We start from the raw sequence: 21,729 nt of genomic DNA on the forward strand, positions 1-21,729 counted from the left end.
GGTAATTTACTCGGCGGCAATTATTCATAGGTCAATTAAACTTAAAATCAGTTTTTTAACACTATTTCCATCAATAAAGCCTCATGCTGACAAAACAACTGATACAAATGTAATTGGTTCTTTGCTCTAACTAAATTATGTGTGGCGTATGATGTTTTGAAGTAAGTGTCGCCATTTAAAAAATCTGTTAAAAACCGAATGCTCAGCATAAAAGGCATTAATTTTATGCCTTGTATTAAGCTGCTTTGCTCAGACTCGCTTAACGAGCCTTTAAAGCCGGCAATGTAGGCTTCTGTTATTGCACCTAGCATGTCAAAATTAATCACCATTTTATCTAATTCAGCACTGTCTTCAGCAATTGATACACAACAAGTTCGTACCATGTCGCCAAAATCATGCATTAAATAGCCTGCCATGCAGGTGTCTAAATCAATTACTGCTATTGGTTTGTTGGTGGCTTCGCTAAAAAGTAAGTTATTAATTTTTGTATCGTTGTGCGTAACATGTAAAGGCAATGCTGCGGTTGTATTGGCGATGTTTTTGATAAAGTCTTGTTGAGATTCAATAACTTTAAGTTGTGCTTTGGCAGATAGTAGTAACGGCTCAGAGGTGTTCTCTATTGCCTGATGCAGTTGCTCTATTCGCATTGCTAAATCATGAAACTGCGGAATAATATCCGCTAATTTTTCACTGTTAAAGTCGCTTAATGCCGCGGTAAATTGTGCGAAGGCACTGGCAACAGAACTGGCTTGTTCGACGTTAGCGATAGACTCTAAGGTGTAGCATTGGGGAATATAATGTAGGCTGCGCCAGTATTGCCCTTGTACTTTGACATGGTTGCTATTATCAATATTTCGACGTTGGAAAACAGGCGTTAACGGATAACTATTATTTTCATACTTAATTTGTAAGTGAGCGCTGATCAAATCTGCATTGTCAGTGACTTGCTGCGGTGTTTTAAACACTTGTTGATTTAAACACTGTAAAACAAACTTTTGATCAGCCGACTGCACTAAAAAGGTGTTGTTAATAAGCCCGTTACCAAGCCGTGATATCTTGCAATCTTCTAGCGTAAACCCAAATTGCGGTAACACTAAGGCTAATATTTTATCAGGTGTGACGTGAGGCATATATTGTTATTAATTTAGTTAAGTATGACGCCATTAATGCGCCCTGTAATACAGTTATGTTAAGGCAAGGGCTTTAATAAATAAAGTGCTCATTAGCGTATTAACCTTAAGCCAAATCTTAAACCAAACCATAAAACCAAATCACTTTAGCCATTCGAAGGTTAATGCGTATATGCATGCTTGCGAGCTAAGCGTTTTAAATTATTCATGGTCTTCGACGATGAAGTATAAGCCAGCACAATTTCTCGAGTAAGTTGTAAGCCTACTATGGGCCTAAATACGACGTCACTTTGTTTCATAATTTCACTGTGTGCAGGTAAAAATGCACATCCTAAACCTGCATGAATTAAACCCAGGGCATAATCTATGGTGGTTATTTTTGCTCTAATGTCGAGGCTAATACCGGCTAACGCTAAGGTATCGTGTAAATTGTTCCAAGCGCTACAAGGTGTGCGCTGAATAAAAGGTAAGCCATCTAATTGCGAGAGCGAAACAGTTTCATTGAGTGCTAAAACGTGATCATAAGGGAGAGCTAACAAGTAGTCTTCTTGCCACATATCAATAAATGATTCATTTTCATGTAACTCGTCTTTTAGAATAATACGCGCATCAACTTGATCTGTGTGTGGTACCAAAGTGAGTTCGACTAACGGGTTATCTGCGGTGAAGTCTTTTAACAATAAACTCATGCGCTCAACACCTAAACCTCTAGTAACACCTAAATTAAAGGGCTGTTTATTTGTTTTTTCAGAGAAAATGTTTTTTATTGCTCCTGCTTGCCCAAGGAGTTGCTTGGCTAATGGAAAGAGTTTTTTACCTTGTTCAGAAGGTCTTACCCCGCGTGCATGGCGAATAAAAAGTTGTACTTTAAGTTGTTGTTCTAGTTGTGCTATTGCAGACGATATTGAAGGTTGAGCTATAAAGCAGGCTTTAGCGGCTGCGCTAAAGCTTTTGAGCTCATAAACTGAAATAAAATAATTGAGTGATTTTAAATCCATAATAATATCCAGTACTTTAGTTTTAGGTATAGTCTTAAACTATATCAGTTAAAGGAAAATAATATTTTAACTTTGGCTAGGATTTGCTTATTATTTTTGCACGAAAATTAAACAGTCAATCAGGTAATTTCATGTCTAACTCAAACAGTGCAAACCGTCCTTCGTTTAAATGGCAAGATCCGCTTTTATTGGAATCTTTATTATCTGAAGAGGAGCGCATGATCCGCGATAGCGCTCATCAGTATTGCCAAGAAAAGCTCATGCCAAGAATATTAATGGCTAATCGTAATGAAGTATTCGATGTTGAAATTATGCGCGAGCTAGGTGCATTGGGGTTATTAGGTGCAACCTTACCTGAGAAATACGGCTGTGCTGGCGTAAATTATGTTACCTACGGTTTAGTTGCCCGTGAGGTTGAGCGTGTTGACAGTGGTTACCGTAGTGCAATGAGCGTTCAATCGTCTTTAGTTATGCATCCAATTTATGCTTATGGTAGTGAAGAGCAACGAATGAAATATTTACCTAAACTTGCGAGCGGTGAATACATTGGTTGTTTTGGCTTAACAGAGCCGAATTCAGGTTCTGATCCTGCCAGTATGACTACCCATGCCACTGCGGTAGAAGGTGGCTATCGCATGACAGGTAATAAAATGTGGATCACGAACTCACCAGTGGCTGATATTTTTGTGGTATGGGCCAAGCTCGACGGTGTCATTCGTGGATTTGTTTTAGAAAAAGGTATGGAAGGATTAAGTGCACCTAAAATTGAAGGTAAATTTTCATTACGTGCATCGATTACCGGTGAAATCGTAATGGACAATGTATTTGTACCTAGTGAGAATTTACTGCCAAATGTTAAAGGTTTGTCAGGTCCATTTGGTTGTTTGAACAAAGCACGCTACGGCATAGCTTGGGGCGCTTTAGGTGCGGCAGAGTTTTGCTGGCACGGCGCGCGTCAATACACGCTTGACCGCGAACAGTTTGGTCGTCCATTGGCGGCAACACAGTTAATTCAGAAAAAATTAGCTGATATGCAAACCGATATTACCACCGGACTATTAGCCTGTTTACAAGCAGGGCGCTTAATGGATTCAGATCAGCTAGCGCCTGAAGCAATATCCTTAATCAAACGTAATTCTTGTGGTAAGGCATTAGAAATTGCTCGAAATGCCCGAGATATGCACGGTGGTAACGGTATTGCCGACGAATTTCATATTATACGCCATATGATGAACCTTGAAGCGGTTAACACCTATGAAGGCACACATGATGTACATGCCTTGATATTGGGTAGAGCGCAAACAGGTCTACAAGCATTTTACTAAAATAAAGCGTAATTAAAGGCGTAGTGAATGCGCCTTTAATTTAGGCTTTTTAGTTATTTTAAAATGGCCATAATCGTTACTTTTAAACCACAATAATAAAAATGACCCGTGGAGATATCATGTCTGATCGTAATCAGTTGGTGAAAGAAAATTTTATCAACTTTGTTCGCGCCGGTACTTTACCTGAATCAAGGTGTACGTTAAGCCCAAGTGATGTTGGCTTAAGCTCAACTGACATTATTGACCTATTTGAAACCCAAGTGATGAGTCGTCACCTTGATTTACAATCACGCGTGATGCAGAAAAAAGGCCAAAGTTTTTATACTATTGGCAGTTCTGGTCATGAAGGTAATGCGGCTTATGCCAAGGCATTTCGTCCGACTGATATGGCCTTTTTACATTATCGCAGCGGCGCGTTTGTTATACAGCGCAGCAAACAAGTGCCCGGACAAACTATTTTATATGACATGTTGTTATCATTTGCGGCTTCAAAGGATGACCCTATTTCTGGTGGCCGTCATAAGGTTTTAGGTAGTAAAGCGCTATCGATACCACCACAAACCAGCACCATAGCCTCGCACTTACCTAAAGCCATTGGCGCGGCTTATAGTATTCCACTTGCCAAACGGTTAGCACACCAAGGTGAAATTCCTAACGATGGCGTGATTATTTGTAATTTCGGTGATGCTTCTTCGAATCACTCAACTACACAAGGAGCAATTAACAGCACGGCTTGGGCTGCGTATCAGTCGATCCCTATGCCGATTGTTTTTGTTTGTGAAGATAACGGCATTGGTATTTCAACGGCAACCCCAGAAGGTTGGATCGCTGCTAATTATCAAAATAGAGCCGGTATAACTTATCTCTACTGTGATGGCTTGAATATACTAGACACGTATCATACAGCGAAAAAAGCTGAGCACATTGCACGCGAATTACGTAAACCGGTATTTTTACATATCCGCATGGTGCGTTTACTCGGTCATGCGGGTTCAGATGCTGAGTTTGTTTATCGCGATATGGCCGATATTACCGCGACAGAGTTTCAAGACCCACTTTTACATACCGCACGCATAATATTAGAAAACAATATTTTAAGTGCCGAACAGTTAATTGAAATTTATCAAAATGTTGAACAACGTATTGCTGTAATTGCTGACAATGCAGCAGGTAAAGAAAAATTAACCAGTGCTGATGCGGTAATGGCGAGCATTATACCTAGTATTCATAAAGCACGAAGTTCGTTAGTCGTAAGTGATAACACCCGTGCAGAAATATTCAAACATGAAAAACACAATCTGTCTAAAAAGCAGCATTTAGCAAAATTGATTAACTGGGCATTAATGGATTTAATGGCTGAATATCCCAATATTGTTATGTGTGGTGAAGACATTGGCAAAAAAGGTGGGGTGTACAACGTAACAGCAAAACTATGCGAACGCTTTGGTAAAAGTCGTGTGGTTAATACGCTGTTAGATGAACAAACCATTTTAGGTGCGGCTATTGGTTTAGCGCACAACGGATTTTTACCGATACCTGAAATTCAATTTCTAGCTTATGTGCACAATGCGGAAGATCAAATTCGTGGTGAAGCGGCCACCTTACCGTTTTTCTCCAATGGCCAGTTTACTAACCCTATGGTAATTCGCATTGCGGGTTTAGCTTATCAAAAAGGCTTTGGTGGACATTTTCATAATGATAATTCGTTTGCTGTTTTTCGTGATATTCCAGGTCTGATTCTGGCGTGCCCATCAAATGGTGCTGACGCGGTTGAAATGATGCGCGCTAGTGTGCGTTTAGCGCAAGAACAGCAGCGTATGGTGATATTTTTAGAACCTATAGCGTTATATATGGCGAAAGACCTGCATGAAGAAGGTGACGGACTGTGGACGTTTGAATATAAGCCACCAGCACAAGAAAATAGCAACATTGATTTGGGCGTTAAGGTTGCTGGCACAGGTAAAAAACTATGTATTTTAACCTATGGTAATGGCAATTATTTATCGCGCCAAGCCCAAGCCAAGTTAGCCGAACAGGGCATTGATGCGCGCGTTGTTGATTTGCGTTGGTTAGCACCCCTTGATGAAAAAGGCATTTTGGCACAAGTAAATGAGTGCGAACATGTGCTTATTGTTGATGAATGTCGACAAACGGGATCAATTAGTGAAGCTTTAGTCACGTTAATTCATGAACAAACAAGCAATTGTCCTAAAATAAAGCGTGTTACTGCCAGCGATAGTTTTATTCCCCTTGGCGCTGCGGCTTATGAAGTGTTGCCATCAGTTGACAATATAATTGCAGCCGCGAAGGAGGTTTGCCAATGAGTGCGCAAGATAAAAACTCTAAAGAATTTAAAAAAAAGCAGCGAGCAGTCGTTATTTGTCCAGGGCGTGGCACATATAATAAAGAAGAGCTAGGTTATTTACAGCGTCTGCATGGTGATAAAGCTGAAATTGTTTCACTGATAGATGACTATCGTGATAAGCAAGGGCAAATAAAAGTCGCTGAACTTGATGGCATGCAAAATTACAGTATGCGCATTCATACAGCGGGTGAAAACGCTTCTGCGCTTATTTATGCTTGTGCGCTATCAGATTACCAAGCTATTAATAAAGATGAATTTGATATTGTAGCCGTAACTGGAAACTCGATGGGTTGGTATATCGCATTAGCGGTTGCTGGCGCTTTAAAGCCCAAACAAGCGATTGAGCTAATTAATACCATGGGCTCAATGATGACAAACGGCGTTATTGGCGGTCAAATGATCTATCCCATCATTAACGATGAATGGAAAGTTGACGGTGAGCAAGAGCAAAGGGTGATGCAATGCTTAGCGCAAGCCAACCAACAAAGTGATTGTGAAGTGTATGTGTCGATTAATTTAGGTGGCTATTTAGTTTTTGGTGGTAATAAGAATGGGCTAAAAGCGCTAGAAGCATTACTACCCGTAGTACAAGACCGCTACCCCATGAATTTATTTAACCATGCAGCTTTTCATACTCCGTTACTAACAGATGTTTCAGCACAAGCGATGAAATTGATGTCGTCTGAATTATTTAGTATGCCAGAAATACCGCTAATCGATGGGTTAGGGCAAGTATGGCAACCTTTTAGTTGCGATGTTAAACGTTTACATCAATATACGCTAAGCACTCAAGTGGTCGAGCCATATAACTTTTCAAAAGCGATAGAGGTCGCCATTAAAGAATTTGCACCAGATAAGTTGATTATTTTAGGTCCAGGTGCCACGTTAGGAGGTGCAGTCGCTCAGAGTTTGATCAGCCATAACTGGCTTAACCTTGCCAATAAAGCTGATTTTATAACTCGACAAAAACAAGCGCCTTATGTACTTGCCATGGGGTTATCTGAGCAACGCAAGTGTGTTGTAAAATAATGATAAAAAAAGTAATTAGTATTCGAGATAAAATAAAATAGCTGAAAAAATATTTATTTTATACAATAGACCATTAGAAATTTCCGTTTTGAGTTAAATAATGACCACAAGCCGTAAAAAAAATGAAGCAGAATTAATACTTGCGTTTAAGGCGTTACTTAAAGAGCAGTGTTATGGCTCACAAAGTCAACTTGCCGATGCGCTTGATATACAAGGCTTTAAGAATATGTCACAGGCGAAAATTTCACGCTTGTTGTCTAAGCTGGGCGCTGTAAAAATGCGTAATGCTAGTGATCAAGTTGTTTATATTTTACCTGATGAATTAGCGGTGCCAAAATCTAAGCAAGCAATTCAATCTGTTGTGATCAGTGTAAAACATAACAATATGCAGATTATTTTAAAAACTGGCATTGGTGGCGCGCCATTAATTTCAAGAATGTTAGACAGTTTAGGTGAGTCGACAGGTATTTTAGGTACTTTAGCTGGCGACGATACAATATTTATTGCACCAACAGATGTTAATAGAATTGATGAAATCACTAAAGACATTAGTTTATTATTAGGTGTTTCTTCATCATCTTGATTTAAATTACAGTTAACATGTTAATGCTATTTTGGGGCATTTATACGGCGCTATAATTAGCTTTTTCATGTTAAATACCTGCCTTTGATCAGCAAATATAAAGTCGAAAACGGCACTTAAACTAAGCTAGCGTTTCAAAAATAAAGCGAGTTTTACTATAAAATGGCTGTTCTGGGTTAAGTATAGTGTTTTTAATGTCGGCTCCCGTTAAATTATTAGCTAAGCGTTGCGGTTCAAAACAAAACGCTGAATGCTGCTGATAAACCGTACCTTGCTTACCGGTTTGGCTGCCATCAATATAATTAGCGGTGTATAAAATTAAACAAGGATTATCGCTATACATTGTTAATTGTCTACCAGAGCTTGGCTCTATTGCACGAGCAGTATAAACCTCACCTGTTATCGCATTATCATTTGTTAACCAATAATTATCGTAACCTTTGGCAATAACAACTTGTTCGTCGTTAGACTTTATGTCCGAGCCTAAAAGTTTTAATTGCTTGAAGTCGTGAGCACTATTCTTTACCGGTCTAATTTCCCCTGTGGGATAAATTCGTTCATTCATCGGGAGAAAGTGTTCAGCGTTTAGTTGGATTTGATGTTGATAAATATCACCAGAGTTATGTCCTGCAAGATTAAAATAGCTATGCTGAGTTAAGTTAATGGCAGTGGTCTTATCTGTGCTAGCAAAATATTCAATGGTTAATTCATTGTTATTGCTCAGACTATAGATAACCTTAAAATCAACATTGCCGGGAAAGCCGTTAGCACCATCAGGGCTTGTGTGATGCAATATTAAACTGACATATTCAGTACTACTTGTGCATGTTGCTTGCCAAAGCTGCTTGTTCAAAGCCTGAAAACCACCATGAAGTTGGTTGTCATTATTATTCAGTTCAAGCTGATAAGTGTTTTCGTTAATCGTTAACAGGCCATGATCAATTCGTCCGGCATATCGACCAATAATTGCGCCCAAATAGTATGGGTCATTCTCATATGATTCAATGTCATCATAACCCAAAACAATATCAGCTGAATTACTGTGCTTATCTAGCGTTTCAAGGGCTACAATAATACCGCCGTAATTGCTGATTTTTATTTTCACGCCATGACAGTTTTCTAACGTATAAAGTTGTGCACTTTCACCATTTTGTAATGTACCAAAATCGCTTTGGGTGATCGTTGGACAACTCACTTTTTTTGTTGGCATGTTTTTATGTTTCGATTGAAAATATGGCTTATTTTAGCAAGTAGCCGAGGGCATTGTATAGGTTGAGAGCGAGCGAAATTAGATAAAAACTTGGGTTAATAAATATTAACAGCTAGTGCCACTAACTGTTAATTTTTCAGGGTGTGAGTGTTTAGTGAGTACGATTAGCTGCAATATGTGCGAGAGAAATTAATGCTTGTTTATATTCTGACTCTGGCAGTATTGCGATAGCGCTAATGGCTTTGTCGGCTTCTTCTTCAGCTTTTTTCTGCGTGTAAACTAAAGCGCCTGTTTGTTTCATCGCTGCAAGAATATCATCGAGATTATCCATGCCATCACCATGCTCGATTGCATTACGTATCATGAGACTTTGTTGCTCATTTGCATGTTTCATTGCATAAAGCAGTGGTAAAGTAGGTTTGCCTTCAGCGAGGTCGTCGCCAACATTTTTACCCATTTCTTGTGCGTCAGCCGTGTAATCCATAATGTCGTCAACTAACTGAAAAGCAGTGCCTAAATGTTTACCGTAATTGAGCATAGCCAGTTCTGTTACATCATCTTGTTTAGCAATAACAGCTGCAAGGCGGGTAGCCGCTTCAAATAATTTCGCTGTTTTACAGTAGATAACTTTCATGTAGCTATCTTCTGTGGTGTCGGGATCATTGCAATTCATCAATTGCAGCACTTCACCTTCAGCAATAATATTGGTTGCGTCAGATAAAATGTCCATAATTTTTAAGTTGCTTAATTCACTCATCATTTGAAATGAACGAGAATATAAAAAATCACCTACCAGCACACTGGCACTATTACCAAACATCGCATTAGCTGTTTCACGACCACGGCGCATGTTCGACTCATCAACAACATCGTCATGCAAAAGTGTTGAGGTATGAATAAATTCAACGATTGCCGCAAGCTGTAAATGTTCCTCACCCTTATAACCAATAGCTTTAGCCGCTAAAACGGTAAGTAATGGACGCATACGTTTGCCACCACCATTAACGATGTACACACCTAATTGATTTATAAGCGCAACGTCGGAATGTAGTTTTGAAAAAATCAGATCGTTGACCGCGGTCATGTCTTGTTGAGCCAAAGCTTGGATATTTTTTATATTCATAGAGCGTAACAAGTTACCTTAAATGTTCTTTAGTGATAGAATACCCGTAATTTCCGAGGTAATTTTACACGAAATTCATGATGATAGAAGTTTTGTGAGTAAGAAGTTTTTACTTAATTAAAAATAATAATAAATCATTACTTTTATACTTGCTCTATCTGATTTCTTCGCGTAGAATTCGCGCCCTATAATTTTAAATTTAAGCGTCGTCCATAGATGATGACGCAGTACGGAGTAGCTATGTACGCGGTATTCCAAAGCGGTGGTAAACAGCATCGTGTAACTGAAGGCCAAACGGTTCGTTTAGAAAAAATTGAACTTGAAATTGGTGCTGCAGTAGAATTCGAAAACGTTTTAATGATCGCCGATGGCGAGAGCATCAATGTAGGCGCGCCTTACATTGCTGGTGGTAAAGTTGTGGCTGAGGTTGTAAACCAAGGTCGCGCTGACAAAGTTAAAATTGTTAAATTTAAACGTCGTAAGCATTCACGTAAAGAAGCGGGCCATCGTCAATGGTTCACTGAAGTGAAAATTACTGGCATTAACGGCTAATTAGGAGCGATTTACAATGGCACATAAGAAAGCTGCGGGTAGTACACGTAACGGTCGTGATTCAGAAGCTAAACGCCTAGGTGTTAAACGTTTTGGCGGCGAAGCCGTTTTAGCGGGTAACATTATTGTTCGTCAACGTGGTACTCGTTTCCACGCTGGTAGCAACATGGGTATCGGTAAAGACCACACTTTATTTGCTTTATCAGATGGTAAAGTACAATTTGAAGTTAAAGGTCCTAAAAACCGCAAGTTTGTAAGCATTATTGCTGAGTAGTAATACGCAAACTTATAAAACCCTGCTGTTACGCAGGGTTTTTTTTTGCAGGTAATACCAATCTCACTAATTATCTGACTATTTCTACTGGTTAAAACAATCAAAGATTGCGTTATTTATTTAATAATTAGAGCAACTCGTTATTAAAATAAACGCCTTATATCTGGCCGTTTTCCCTACGTATAAAGTAGTCTAGCTAATTAATGAAATGGGTATAATTTATCCTACTCGTTACAAATTGTATAAAAAATGACATTGTTCATACTATTTGAAATAAATCATTTATAATATGTAGCAGAAAATAAAATTTTGGAGTGTTTTAAAACACCATGAAATTCGTAGATGAAGTAGAAATTCGCGTAGAAGCCGGAGACGGTGGTAATGGTATTGTTAGTTTTCGTAAAGAAAAGTATATCGAGTTCGGTGGACCAAACGGCGGTGACGGCGGTGATGGTGGCGACGTTTACTTATTAGCGGATGAAAGCTGGAATACACTAATCGATTACCGTTTTGAGAAATTTCATCGCGCGAAACGTGGTGAAAACGGCCGAAGCAGAGATTGTACAGGTAAAGGTTCAGAAGACTTGTACCTAAAAGTACCTATTGGTACGCGTGCTGTGGACATTGACACCGGTGAGCAACTTGGTGATTTAACGCAACACGAGCAAAAATTACTGGTCGCTAAAGGTGGTTGGCATGGCTTAGGTAATAGCCGTTTCAAAAGTAGTACTAACCGTGCTCCGCGTCAGAAAACTGATGGCACCCCAGGTGAAATTCGTAACTTGAAACTTGAGTTATTACTTTTAGCTGATGTTGGATTACTTGGCTTGCCTAATGCCGGTAAATCAACGTTAATTCGCAGTGTATCTGCAGCGAAGCCAAAAGTAGCCGATTATCCGTTTACCACGCTTGTGCCTAACTTAGGTGTTGTGCGTTTAGATGCTCAACGTAGTTTTGTTATTGCTGATATCCCTGGTTTGATTGAAGGCGCAGCTGATGGCGCTGGTTTAGGTACACAGTTTCTAAAACACTTAGAGCGTTGTCGTATCTTATTGCATGTGGTTGATGTTTTACCTGTTGATGGCTCTGATCCGTTAGAAAATGCAAAAACCATTGCGGGTGAACTAGAAACACATTCTGCAGCACTAGCAGGAAAGCCACGCTGGTTAGTCTTTAACAAGTTAGACTTATTGCTTGAAGAAGAAGCTAAAGAAGTTACTGATCGCATTATCGAAGGCTTAGGCTGGGAAGGTGAGGTTCGCAGTATTTCAGCAGTAAACAGAATGGGCACCGAAGATCTGTGTCAGGGCGTTATGAGCTTTATTGAGGCATTACCTCCAGAGGTTGAAGAAGCGCCTATTGATGGTAAAACTGTTGAGTTTAAATGGGATACTTATCATGAAGATGCTATAGCTGATGCTGATTTAGCCGATGATCTTGACGATGAAGATTGGGATGAAGACGATTACGACGTAGAAGTTGAATATCGTAAGTAATCTATAACATTACTCTCCCCCGATAAAAAAAAGGTGCTTTGTAGCGATACAATGCACCTTTTTTGTTGCCGGTAATCACGTATAATATTTTTAAATTACGCTGCTTAAGAATTAATAATCCACATGACCATACTCTCAATGATAGTTGCACACGCTAATGATCGTGTTATCGGTAAAAATAATGATATGCCGTGGCACTTGCCCGCTGATTTAGCTTACTTTAAAAAAACTACCTTAGGTAAGCCTATTATTATGGGGCGAAAAACTTTTCAATCGATAGGTCGGCCCTTACCGGGACGAAAAAATATCGTTATTTCGCGTGACGAGAGCTATCAAGTCGCAGGCGTTGAGGTGGTTAATTCCGTTGACGCTGCCTTGGTGTTAGTTGTAGATAGCGAAGAAGTGATGGTTATTGGGGGTGGTGCAATATATCAACATTGTTTAGCGGCTGCACAGCGACTTTATATAACACACATTGATGCGGATATTGATGGTGATACGTATTTCCCCGCATATGATCTAGCAGCTTGGAAGAAAGTGGCTAGCGATATTCGACCGAGCGATGAAAAAAATCAATACCAACTCGACTTTTCAATTTATGAAAAAGTTTAAAGGTAGCTAGGGAATATATTCCCAATAAATATAATTTGATTTTGTTGCATTGATTGTATTGCATTGATTGTTTGTATTGTTAGATCAAAAAAGAGCGCTCATGCGCTCTTTTTTATGCGTTATTTTTGTGAGTAACTAAAGTTTAAACTCTTGTACCGATTGTTGTAACTCTTCCGCTAAACGCGCCACTTCACTACTTGATTCTGCCGTTTGCTTAGAGCCCGCAGTCGTTTGTTCAGCTATAGCAACAATAGACTCTAGGTTTTCACTTATTTCATGAGCAACAACACTTTGTTCCTCTGCCGCTGTCGCGATTTGAGAACTGCGGTCGAATGCTTCATGAACTGCATGGGTAATGGTATCAAGTGCTTTTTCAGCTTCGACACTTTGCTCAACACAATTAGTTGCTTGTTCTTTACCGGTATCCATCACAGAAACCGCTTTTTCTGCGCCACCTTGTAGCACTTCGATCATATTTTGAATCTCTTGGGTAGAGACTTGAGTACGACTTGCTAGTGTTCTTACTTCATCTGCTACCACAGCAAACCCTCGGCCATGCTCACCTGCGCGTGCCGCTTCTATGGCAGCATTTAATGCTAGTAGATTAGTTTGGTCTGCAATACTTCTGATAACATCAAGAATACCGCCTATAGATGCGCTGTCCTGTTGAAGTTTATTAATCACTTGTGATGCTGATTCAACTTCTTTAGCAAGTAGTTCGATGGTTGCACGATTACGGCCAGAAATAACTTTAACACGCTCTGCTTCATCGTCTGCTTGTTTGATTTCACCTAACGCATCATTCGCGCTCGATAATACACTTTGTGCCGTACTACTCATTTCTGTTGTTGCTGAGGCCGCCTGTTCTACCTGAGCACGCTGCTCTTCGATTGCTGTCGTACTTTGAGCTGTTACTGCTGACGTTTGCTCTGCCGCTGTGGCAAGTTGAGTGGAGCGACTAACAATACTTTGTATTAACGTACGAAGACTATCTATTAACAAATTACAGTTGTGTGAAAGTTGAGCGAATTCATCATTGCCACTTTCATCTAGCTTACGAGATAAGTCACCTGATGCAACAATGTGCAGCATTTCATTTACACGTCTTAGCGGTCGGGTAATGCTGGTTAAAGTTTTCCATGCAATAACTATTGCTAAGACGATTGAGATTAAGGTGATTATAAAGGTATTTCGAGTACCATCAGAAACTGATTTTTCAATTAAAATACCTGTTGCTATGGTTGTTTCGTTTGCTAATTCAACTTGTTTAGCCAAAATGGTATTTGCGCGGTAAATGCCATCTTCGGCTAATTTTAAACTAATAGTAGCCGCTGCTATCGCATTTAATTGATTGTCTTTATTTGAAAATATTTTCTCATTGCCAGCAATGTAACCTTTTAACGCGGCAAAGCTATCAGTTAAATCTTCTGCAATATTTGGTGTGTTTTGTAGTTTTAGCTCACTAACAACATCAATAATAGATTTCTCAATATCGATAAAAGTGTTTTGTATTTCGTTAGTCACTAGCGATGCAGATTGCTCATCTTTAACATCACGATATTCAAAAGATGAACTTACTATGCTATTAAGCAACATTTCTAAACGTTCGGCTAAGCTCACCGCACGTTGTAGTTTAGTTGTAGCCATTTCGTGATCACCAAGGTCTAATAAAATAGTAGCGGTGTCGTCGGCGCTTTCTTCAATGTTATCTATTTTTTCAGTTAGGGTAATTTGTTGCTCTATAGCAAGTTTTCTATTGCTTAATACACTTTCTATTTCATCTTCTAATTTGTTATAAACAGGATCAATTTTATGGAGGTTACTGAGTAAACTAGGTTCGTTTTGAACAATGCTTTTTAGCTTTTTTAAATGTTTTCTAAAGTTGCTTGTGTCTGCGTCAAAAGTTTCTTGGTTCGCTGCAAGTGGCTCCAGTGTGGTTTGATAGTATGCCCTTAGGGTTAGGTTACCAATGCCGGTTAGGTCATTTGCTAATTTATTACTTTCTTTTAAAGTCGGTATGGCAAGTTCATCTTGCTGATTTGTGGCATCACCAATTGTATTTAGGCTATTCCAAGATATTGCGCTGGTTAAAAAAAGTAAAAGTGAAATAATGGTAAAGCCACCAATTATTTTCGTCGCTACGGTTAATTTCATAGAGCCCACCAAGGTATTGATTAAGTCATTATTTGCTTACACTATAATCAGTCAATTGAACTAAAAGAGTGTGTAAGCATTAATTATTATTAGACTACAAGGTAATGTAGGTTGTTTATTATGGCTTAGTATAACAAGCTAAATTACATTTTAAACTAATGCTCTGCTTTATCTTTGATTTTTGTGTGATTGCTCGATAAATATTTTCTTATCATGCCACCTCAACATCGTCATATGTTGCCCCCAAACACAGCCAGTATCTAGAGCATAAATATTTTCAGGCTGACATTTTCCCATTAACGCTGCCCAATGGCCGAATATCCATTGTGTATGCTGAGATATATGTTGAAACTCAAACCAAGGCGTGAGTGTTTTAGGTGCGCTAGCAGGGCTTTCTTTGCAGTTAAAATCTAAACTACCATCGGCATGACAATAGCGCATGCGAGTAAGGGAGTTAATAGTAAATCTAAATCGTTCTAAGTCATCATTTGCATTCTGCCAGCTAGTAGGTTGTTCGCCATACATATTACTCAGCCAAGTTTGGCTTGCTGAAGAAGTTAAGTGTTGATGGGCTATTTCAGCCTGCTCCATCGCTACTTTAGGCGTCCACTGCGGCGAGAGTCCGGCATGACTCATGTAAGTTTCTTCATTGGGGAGTTTTTGAATCAATGGCTGTTGAATTAACCACTGCATTAGCGAGGCTGCATCAGGCGCTGCCAATAACGTTGTTAGCAAATCTTGCTTTTTTACTTTTTTAATCCCTTGATATACAGCAAGTAAATGCAAGTCGTGATTACCTAAGACGATTTTAGCATTTTTACCAAGTGACTTTATAAAACGTAAGGTTTCAAGTGAGTTAGGCCCACGGGCGACGAGGTCACCCGCAACATAAAGTTGGTCACTATTACTAGAAAATCCAACTTGATTCAGCAATGCATCTAGTTCGTAATAGCAACCTTGAATATCACCGACGAAATAAATAGCCATAACTGTTCTCTAGTTCAATATATTAGGCTTTGCTAATCGAAAAGGGGGTATTTCAACTTGAATAAGCGCTGCTGAATGTGTTTGCATTTGATAGTGACCTTGCATGTTACCTAAAGGAGACTTCAACACGCAGCCACTTGAGTAGGTAAAGCTTTGCTCGGGTTTAATAAATGGTTGCTGACCGATAACACCTTCACCTGTAACGGTATTAGTTTCACCGTTAGCATCAGAAATCAACCAATATCGACTCAGTAATTGTACCGTTTCACTGCTATTATTTGTAACAGTGATAGTGTAACTAAAAACAAATTGTTGCTCTGCTTCGACAGATTGCTGCGCAATGAAGTCAGTGACAATAGAAATGTCAATATCAGCGGCTGTTGCTACTTTGTCATTACTCATTATCTAGTTCTACCGGGTTGTCAGTGACAAAATTCGCTAACATAACAAAATCTGCTAAAGCTAAGTTTTCAGGGCGAAGTCCAGGATCTATGCCTAACGCTGTTAATTGCTCAGCAGAAATCAGCTTTTTAAAGCTGTTTCGAATCGTTTTTCTACGCTGATTAAATGCAGCTAAACAAACTTTGTTAAGCGAGTTAATATCTTTAACAGGATTTTTTATGGTTTTATGCGGTATTAATCTGACAATAGCAGAATCTACTTTTGGTGCAGGTTTAAACGCTTCAGGCCCAATTTCCATTACAGGTATTACTTGGCATTGATATTGGGTCATAATTGATAAGCGCCCAAAAGCTTTGCAGTTTTCACCTGATGCCATACGCTCGACTACTTCTTTTTGTAGCATAAAATGCATATCTTTTACTTTGTCTTTAAACGTGAGCAAGTGAAAAATAAGCGGCGTTGAAATGTTATATGGCAAATTACCAAAAATGCGTAATGGCTTTTCGCTACTAGCAAGTTGAGCAAAGTCGAACTTTAATGCATCTTCTTCATGTATGGTGAGCTTTGAAGCCAAAAATGGATGATGACGAAGTCTGTGCGCTAAATCCCTATCTAACTCAACTACATTAAGGTGACCAGCTCGTTCGATAACAGGCTCGGTAAGTGCGCCTAGACCTGGGCCAATTTCTACTAAGTTTTCACCAGGCTCTGGGTTAATAGCATCAACAATATCGCTAATAATAGCTTCATTGTGTAAAAAGTTTTGACCGAAGCGTTTTTTAGCTTGATGACCTAAGTGGGAATTTTTGCTCATAGTTTTGTCTGCTCTAATGCATCTTTGTCATGGTTATTAGCCAATGTTATCGCGGTATTTATAGCTTCATAAAAGCTACCAGCATCTGCCTGATTGGTGCCGGCTAAATCAAACGCCGTACCATGATCTACCGATGTTCTAATAAATGGTAATCCAAGGGTAATATTAACTGAAGCGCCAAAACCTTTATATTTAAGTACCGGTAAACCCTGATCATGGAACATGGTTAAAATCGCATCAGCGTCATTTAAGTATTTAGCTTGGAAAATTGTATCAGCAGGTAATGGACCAATTAGGTTCATGCCCTCTAAACGTAATTCTTCTAATGCCGGGATCATCACATCGATTTCTTCACGACCAAGGTGGCCATCTTCCCCCGCATGCGGATTAATACCACAAACATAAATTTTGGGGTTAGGGATGCCAAACTTCTTGATTAAATCTTTATGCAATATGCGTGATACTTTTTGAAGCCTTTCGTGGGTAATGGCTTTAGACACATAAGCTAAAGGAATATGTGTAGTTACCAGTGCAACTCTTAACCCTTCAGTGGCTAGCATCATGACAACGTCAGAGCAATTCGCTTCATGAGCAAAGTATTCTGTATGGCCACTAAATGCGATTCCTGCTTTATTAATTAACCCTTTATGTACAGGGCCAGTAACAACGGCGTCAAATTCACCTGAAATGTTTTTTTCACTCGCAATACGCAAAGTTTCAACCACATAGCGGCCATTATTAGGGTTAGCAACACCAGCTTCGCAAACATCTTCTAATGGCACAGGTAACACAAGAAGTGTTCCCGCTTTATGTGATGTTACTTCATCATTGACGTTATATTGCTTGATGGTGATCGGCAGGTTTAATAGCTTTGCCCTTGCAATTAATAACTCAGGAGATGCGACAGCAACCATTTGAATTGGCCAATCTCGCTGTGCTACTTTTATCATCAGGTCTGGGCCAATGCCTGCAGGCTCGCCTGGCGTTATTGCAATTCGTTTCAACACTACTTTTTACCTGTTTCTATAATTTCTATGTATGCTTCATCGCGTAGTTCTTTAATCCAACGAGCCCCTTCCATACCGAATTTACGGTTATAAAGCAGTTGGTATACTCGGTTTTCATTCATTTGTTGGGTGGCGTCTAATGTTCTACGACCAGTTAATTTAGCTATATGCCAACCAAATGATGAACGAAATGGTTTATGAACTTCGTCGATATCTAAACTGGCTAATGCTTCGGAAAATGCTGGGTCATATTTACTTGGCTCTGACCAACCTAAGTCACCACCACGAACCGATGTAGGTCCTTCAGAATGTTCTTTAGCCAGTTCGGCAAAGTCGGCTTCACCAGCGTTTAGTTTATCAACAAAACTTTGTAGTAAGGCTTCTGCTTTTGCTTCACTTAATATAATTGAAGGTTTAATCAATATGTGACTGGCTTTGACTTCTTCAATTTCGACAACCTGACGACCACGAACATCGACTAATTTCACGATACTAAAACCTAAACCTGTACGTATTGGACCAAACACACTGCCTTTTTCTTGACCTGCAACGAGTTCAGAAAATAATGTTGGCATTTCATTAATGGTTTTCCAACCTAAATCACCACCTTCAAGAGCGTTCGAGCCACCAGATGATGTCATTGCAATATTGGTAAAATCGCTGCCGCTATCTAATAACTCTAGTACTTTATCAGCACGTACTTTAGCCGCATTAATATCTGCTTGCTTTGGATTATTAGGGAACTCGATCAAGATATGACCTAAGCGATATTCAACGTCAGCATTAGTTTGCTCTTTCATTACTGACATTAAGTTGGTAATTTCTTGAGGTGAAATATAAATACGACGACGTAAACTTGCGCGTCTTACTTCTCCTGCAATTAACTCATTACGAACGCTTTCACGATACTTCTCGTAAACTAATCCGTCTGCAACAAGCGCTTGACGGAATGAATCAAGCGTTTGATTATTATCTTTTGCTAAATTAGACAAGGTTTCGTCAAGCTGAGCATCACTCACTTGAACACCCATGCGCTCACCTAATTGAGCTATTATTGCGTCATTAATTAACTTATCCATTACTTGAATTCGCAATGCGCGATCAGAAGGTAATGTTTGGTTATTCTTTTTTGCTTGTAGGGTAATAGAAGTAATAAGATCTTTAACTTCAGACTCTAATACCACACCACTATTAACCACGGCTGCTACTCGGTCTAGCTCAACTTCAGCAGCTATACTCTGTTCATATGAGCTTAAAATAAACACCGAGCTAAGAAGTAATAATTTCAATGAATTTTTCATGTAACGTATATTTCTTTTAATTAGTTATTGAGGAAGTAAGGGCGTTTATAGCCGAATATACTTGAATTAAGCATATCTCCAACACTGTCGGAAGATTTATTGCTATTTATGCCATTATATACAAATTGAATATTAAAACTGCTATCAAATGCATCGCGGTTTTCATTTATGTTCAGGTCATCTTCAATTTTAGAGTTAATATTGCGATGGTACGTAAAACGTATCCCCCAACAACAACTGCTGTACTCAAGACCTGCATAGCTTTCAATACTGCGTTTGCCTTGTAAGTCTTGTGTAAACCGCCCTACAAGTTGCCACCGCTGGGCAATTTTAACATTTGCCGCCAACGACATTTGTTCTAATGACTCTCCTGAGACATCGCGAGTATATCGATGGTTCAATTGAATTGTTTGATTATTACTAAATAAGTAATCTAAAGTGGTTTGACTTTTATTGGTCACGCCTAAATCGGTATTATATTGAATGTCAGAACTAAACTGCCAGTTTCGACTTAAATGAAGGAAAATATCGGCTGCTAATGCTGACTTATCTACTAAGGTGTCTTGATTTGCTTCATCAAAGTTACTTTCATTTAAATAAACAATACGGCCCAAACTAAAACGCAACATTTCGTTATTTTCAGCATTTAATAACCGACTTGTTACCCCCCACGAAACCTGATTGGCTTGTGCTATTCTGTCTATGCCACTAAAGCGACGGTCACGGAATAAACCGTTATAGTCATCTTGCAATAGAGTTGTGTCGTAAATACCAATGTTGCTTTGATCTTTTTCAGGGATATAAAGGTACTGTAACTGTGGCTCAAGTGTTTGGTTGTACTCGCTATTAAATAAGGCGATGTTACGATCAAAATTGACACCACCATGCAATCGTATTTTAGGCAACGTTCTATTAATATTTTTTTCTAGCAGGCTGTTATTACCAATATTTTGTTGAATGTAATTAGTTTGCAGAACTTTGAGTTCTGAATTTAAAAACCATGCAGGTGTAACCATAGGGTAAAGTAAACCAGCTTCTACATGGTATCTCTGCGCTGTTGGCTTGGTTAAATCTGGTGTATCAAAGCTAGAAAATTCGCCATAAACATCAAAGATACCATCAAAGTCATCAAAAGTTTGTTGGCGCCTCGCTTCTATTTGAGGCAAGGTTTTATAACTTTGTTGATGATTACCTAATAATTCAAAATCTTGTAATTTTAGGGTGGTTTGCCAATTTTCTGCGAAATAAGCCAATTCACCTATTTGATAGAGATATGCATCGTTAGAGTTAAATTGGCTACTACCTAAATCCACTAAGTAATTATCATCACTAATGGTCGTGTAGTCTACATGGGCTCTAAACCTTTCTGAGAAAGTACCAATATGTTGAATTCTGGCTAAATAACGTGAATCATCGTTATTGTTAAGTTTTTTATCTTTATTGAGGTATTCAATATCAAGTTGACCTGACTGTAAGCCTTCTAAATATCGAAACTCTGTAATTAATTGTGTGCCTCTATCAGACATGTAGCGTGGTGTAATAGTGGCATCCATGTTTTCTGATATATTGACATAATAAGGAATTTCAACTTCTAAACCTGAGCTATTTGAAGTGCTAATTTTAGGGTATAGCATACCTGATTGGCGTTCATCACTAATAGGCATGGTTAAATAAGGAATATATAAAATAGGCACATCAAAAAGACTAAAACGAGCGTTATATGCCTCAAGTGATTTTTTATCTGAAGAAATGGTAATCTCGCTTGCGCGCATCTGCCAATCTGGCACAGGATCGTAACAAGTGGTAAAACTTGAGTCGATAAAACTCATCGTTTTTCCATTTCCATCAATATTAATTTCTTTTGCACTTCCGTGCCCAGCAGAGCCGTTTAGTTGATATGAAGTTGATGTTAACGCCGTGGACTTTTTTAATTGATTTATATTAAGCGTGTCGGCAAAAATATCTATACCTTTGTTTTGAAAGTGAATATCACCATTAGCGTTAACTGTAGATGTATTTCTATTAACGGATAATTCATCTGCAACAATTGATTTATCTTGATTTAATAAGGTAACACCACCGGTAAACGTAGCATATTCACCTTTTTTAATATTTGAAGTAGAAGATAAAATAGTAAAGCTGTCGTTTGCCTGCTTACCGGTTTCTTCTGCAATATTTGCGTAAAATGGAATAGGGCACTGACTAGCAATATTTGTATTTATTTCAATGTTTTGCGCCTTACTACCAAAGGTAAATGCTATTAGGCAGAGAAAGGGGGTTTTGTGTAAGGAAAAACGCATTTATAATCCGGGTAATTAACTTGAAAAATACAAAGCCTAGTTTAGTTCGGCATTTTAACGCTAAAGG

General features: G+C 38.9%; 19 protein-coding genes. 8 read left to right on the forward strand and 11 right to left on the reverse strand.

Going from position 1 to position 21,729, the window contains the following annotated elements; all coding sequences use genetic code 11:
* Nucleotides 1-47: 47 nt before the first annotated feature.
* A complete protein-coding gene (locus H4J50_RS02560) occupies nt 48-1,130 on the reverse strand; it encodes a phosphotransferase enzyme family protein (protein ID WP_182254260.1) in 1,083 nt (360 codons plus the stop codon).
* A 161-nt stretch (nt 1,131-1,291) separates the two neighbouring features.
* Nucleotides 1,292-2,128: a LysR family transcriptional regulator gene (locus H4J50_RS02565; protein WP_182254262.1), complete on the reverse strand. Its 837-nt coding sequence runs from the start codon at nt 2,126-2,128 to the stop codon at nt 1,292-1,294.
* A 131-nt stretch (nt 2,129-2,259) separates the two neighbouring features.
* On the opposite strand from H4J50_RS02565, the gene H4J50_RS02570 reads away from it, so the two are divergent.
* From H4J50_RS02570 to argR, 4 genes are all read left to right on the forward strand, one after another.
* Nucleotides 2,260-3,453, forward strand: a complete 1,194-nt coding sequence (locus tag H4J50_RS02570; protein WP_108457728.1) for an acyl-CoA dehydrogenase — start codon at nt 2,260-2,262, stop codon at nt 3,451-3,453.
* Nucleotides 3,454-3,572: 119 nt separating this feature from the next.
* Nucleotides 3,573-5,777, forward strand: coding sequence for an alpha-ketoacid dehydrogenase subunit alpha/beta (locus H4J50_RS02575; RefSeq protein WP_182254264.1), 2,205 nt, complete (start codon nt 3,573-3,575; stop codon nt 5,775-5,777).
* A complete protein-coding gene (locus tag H4J50_RS02580; protein ID WP_182254266.1) occupies nt 5,774-6,847 on the forward strand; it encodes an ACP S-malonyltransferase in 1,074 nt (357 codons plus the stop codon). Before H4J50_RS02575 ends, H4J50_RS02580 begins: the two co-directional genes overlap by 4 nt.
* A gap of 100 nt (nt 6,848-6,947) precedes the next feature.
* The gene (gene argR, locus H4J50_RS02585; RefSeq protein WP_108455037.1) at nt 6,948-7,430 is read left to right on the forward strand and encodes a transcriptional regulator ArgR; all 483 of its coding nucleotides are present in this window, start codon (nt 6,948-6,950) and stop codon (nt 7,428-7,430) included.
* A gap of 121 nt (nt 7,431-7,551) precedes the next feature.
* Here the strand turns inward: argR and H4J50_RS02590 are convergent, their stop codons facing one another.
* Complete coding sequence (locus tag H4J50_RS02590; RefSeq protein WP_182254267.1) at nt 7,552-8,640, reverse strand: aldose epimerase family protein; 1,089 nt, start codon at nt 8,638-8,640, stop codon at nt 7,552-7,554.
* 151 nt (nt 8,641-8,791) lie between these two features.
* Nucleotides 8,792-9,763: an octaprenyl diphosphate synthase gene (gene ispB / locus H4J50_RS02595; RefSeq protein WP_162533714.1), complete on the reverse strand. Its 972-nt coding sequence runs from the start codon at nt 9,761-9,763 to the stop codon at nt 8,792-8,794.
* 240 nt (nt 9,764-10,003) lie between these two features.
* Here ispB and rplU point away from each other — a divergent pair, with 240 nt between their 5' ends.
* The 4 genes from rplU (at nt 10,004) to folA (ending at nt 12,697) form a co-directional block, all read left to right on the forward strand.
* Nucleotides 10,004-10,315 carry a 50S ribosomal protein L21 gene (gene rplU / locus H4J50_RS02600; protein WP_077285540.1) on the forward strand — a complete coding sequence of 104 codons (312 nt, stop codon included), beginning with the start codon at nt 10,004-10,006 and terminating at the stop codon, nt 10,313-10,315.
* 16 nt (nt 10,316-10,331) lie between these two features.
* Nucleotides 10,332-10,589: a 50S ribosomal protein L27 gene (rpmA, locus tag H4J50_RS02605; RefSeq protein WP_081151723.1), complete on the forward strand. Its 258-nt coding sequence runs from the start codon at nt 10,332-10,334 to the stop codon at nt 10,587-10,589.
* A gap of 329 nt (nt 10,590-10,918) precedes the next feature.
* Nucleotides 10,919-12,085, forward strand: a complete 1,167-nt coding sequence (gene cgtA, locus H4J50_RS02610; protein WP_108455040.1) for an Obg family GTPase CgtA — start codon at nt 10,919-10,921, stop codon at nt 12,083-12,085.
* A gap of 123 nt (nt 12,086-12,208) precedes the next feature.
* Entirely contained in the window at nt 12,209-12,697 is a 489-nt protein-coding gene (folA, locus tag H4J50_RS02615) for a type 3 dihydrofolate reductase (protein ID WP_182254269.1), read from the forward strand.
* Nucleotides 12,698-12,832: 135 nt separating this feature from the next.
* On the opposite strand, the gene H4J50_RS02620 is transcribed toward folA, so the two are convergent.
* The 7 genes from H4J50_RS02620 to lptD form a co-directional block, all read right to left on the reverse strand.
* The gene (locus H4J50_RS02620) at nt 12,833-14,851 is read right to left on the reverse strand and encodes a methyl-accepting chemotaxis protein (RefSeq protein ID WP_182254271.1); all 2,019 of its coding nucleotides are present in this window, start codon (nt 14,849-14,851) and stop codon (nt 12,833-12,835) included.
* Between the two features lie 168 nt (nt 14,852-15,019).
* Nucleotides 15,020-15,838 (reverse strand): symmetrical bis(5'-nucleosyl)-tetraphosphatase, encoded by an 819-nt coding sequence (locus H4J50_RS02625; protein ID WP_182254273.1) that lies wholly within the window; start codon nt 15,836-15,838, stop codon nt 15,020-15,022.
* A gap of 9 nt (nt 15,839-15,847) precedes the next feature.
* Nucleotides 15,848-16,240, reverse strand: a complete 393-nt coding sequence (gene apaG / locus H4J50_RS02630) for a Co2+/Mg2+ efflux protein ApaG (RefSeq protein WP_108455044.1) — start codon at nt 16,238-16,240, stop codon at nt 15,848-15,850.
* Complete coding sequence (gene rsmA, locus H4J50_RS02635; protein ID WP_108455045.1) at nt 16,233-17,054, reverse strand: 16S rRNA (adenine(1518)-N(6)/adenine(1519)-N(6))-dimethyltransferase RsmA; 822 nt, start codon at nt 17,052-17,054, stop codon at nt 16,233-16,235. Before rsmA ends, apaG begins: the two co-directional genes overlap by 8 nt.
* A complete protein-coding gene (pdxA, locus tag H4J50_RS02640; protein ID WP_182254275.1) occupies nt 17,051-18,061 on the reverse strand; it encodes a 4-hydroxythreonine-4-phosphate dehydrogenase PdxA in 1,011 nt (336 codons plus the stop codon). Before pdxA ends, rsmA begins: the two co-directional genes overlap by 4 nt.
* Nucleotides 18,061-19,383: a peptidylprolyl isomerase SurA gene (gene surA, locus H4J50_RS02645; protein WP_404842733.1), complete on the reverse strand. Its 1,323-nt coding sequence runs from the start codon at nt 19,381-19,383 to the stop codon at nt 18,061-18,063. Before surA ends, pdxA begins: the two co-directional genes overlap by 1 nt.
* Nucleotides 19,383-21,662 (reverse strand): LPS assembly protein LptD, encoded by a 2,280-nt coding sequence (gene lptD / locus H4J50_RS02650; protein WP_182254277.1) that lies wholly within the window; start codon nt 21,660-21,662, stop codon nt 19,383-19,385. Before lptD ends, surA begins: the two co-directional genes overlap by 1 nt.
* Between the last annotated feature and the right edge of the window lie 67 nt (nt 21,663-21,729).

It is taken from the genome of Colwellia sp. 6M3 (assembly GCF_014077595.1).
In the GTDB taxonomy this organism is placed as follows: domain Bacteria; phylum Pseudomonadota; class Gammaproteobacteria; order Enterobacterales; family Alteromonadaceae; genus Cognaticolwellia.

Bases quoted from the DNA above. Each gene is read 5' to 3' on its own strand.
- H4J50_RS02565 (WP_182254262.1), bottom strand. From the start codon at position 2,128: ATGGATTTAAAATCACTCAATTATTTTATTTCAGTTTATGAGCTCAAA.
- H4J50_RS02620 (WP_182254271.1), bottom strand. From the start codon at position 14,851: ATGAAATTAACCGTAGCGACGAAAATAATTGGTGGCTTTACCATTATT.
- H4J50_RS02575 (WP_182254264.1), top strand. From the start codon at position 3,573: ATGTCTGATCGTAATCAGTTGGTGAAAGAAAATTTTATCAACTTTGTT.
- H4J50_RS02580 (WP_182254266.1), top strand. From the start codon at position 5,774: ATGAGTGCGCAAGATAAAAACTCTAAAGAATTTAAAAAAAAGCAGCGA.
- folA (WP_182254269.1), top strand. From the start codon at position 12,209: ATGACCATACTCTCAATGATAGTTGCACACGCTAATGATCGTGTTATC.
- rplU (WP_077285540.1), top strand. From the start codon at position 10,004: ATGTACGCGGTATTCCAAAGCGGTGGTAAACAGCATCGTGTAACTGAA.
- rpmA (WP_081151723.1), top strand. From the start codon at position 10,332: ATGGCACATAAGAAAGCTGCGGGTAGTACACGTAACGGTCGTGATTCA.
- H4J50_RS02590 (WP_182254267.1), bottom strand. From the start codon at position 8,640: ATGCCAACAAAAAAAGTGAGTTGTCCAACGATCACCCAAAGCGATTTT.
- argR (WP_108455037.1), top strand. From the start codon at position 6,948: ATGACCACAAGCCGTAAAAAAAATGAAGCAGAATTAATACTTGCGTTT.
- H4J50_RS02570 (WP_108457728.1), top strand. From the start codon at position 2,260: ATGTCTAACTCAAACAGTGCAAACCGTCCTTCGTTTAAATGGCAAGAT.
- H4J50_RS02625 (WP_182254273.1), bottom strand. From the start codon at position 15,838: ATGGCTATTTATTTCGTCGGTGATATTCAAGGTTGCTATTACGAACTA.
- ispB (WP_162533714.1), bottom strand. From the start codon at position 9,763: ATGAATATAAAAAATATCCAAGCTTTGGCTCAACAAGACATGACCGCG.
- rsmA (WP_108455045.1), bottom strand. From the start codon at position 17,054: ATGAGCAAAAATTCCCACTTAGGTCATCAAGCTAAAAAACGCTTCGGT.
- H4J50_RS02560 (WP_182254260.1), bottom strand. From the start codon at position 1,130: ATGCCTCACGTCACACCTGATAAAATATTAGCCTTAGTGTTACCGCAA.
- cgtA (WP_108455040.1), top strand. From the start codon at position 10,919: ATGAAATTCGTAGATGAAGTAGAAATTCGCGTAGAAGCCGGAGACGGT.
- lptD (WP_182254277.1), bottom strand. From the start codon at position 21,662: ATGCGTTTTTCCTTACACAAAACCCCCTTTCTCTGCCTAATAGCATTT.
- apaG (WP_108455044.1), bottom strand. From the start codon at position 16,240: ATGAGTAATGACAAAGTAGCAACAGCCGCTGATATTGACATTTCTATT.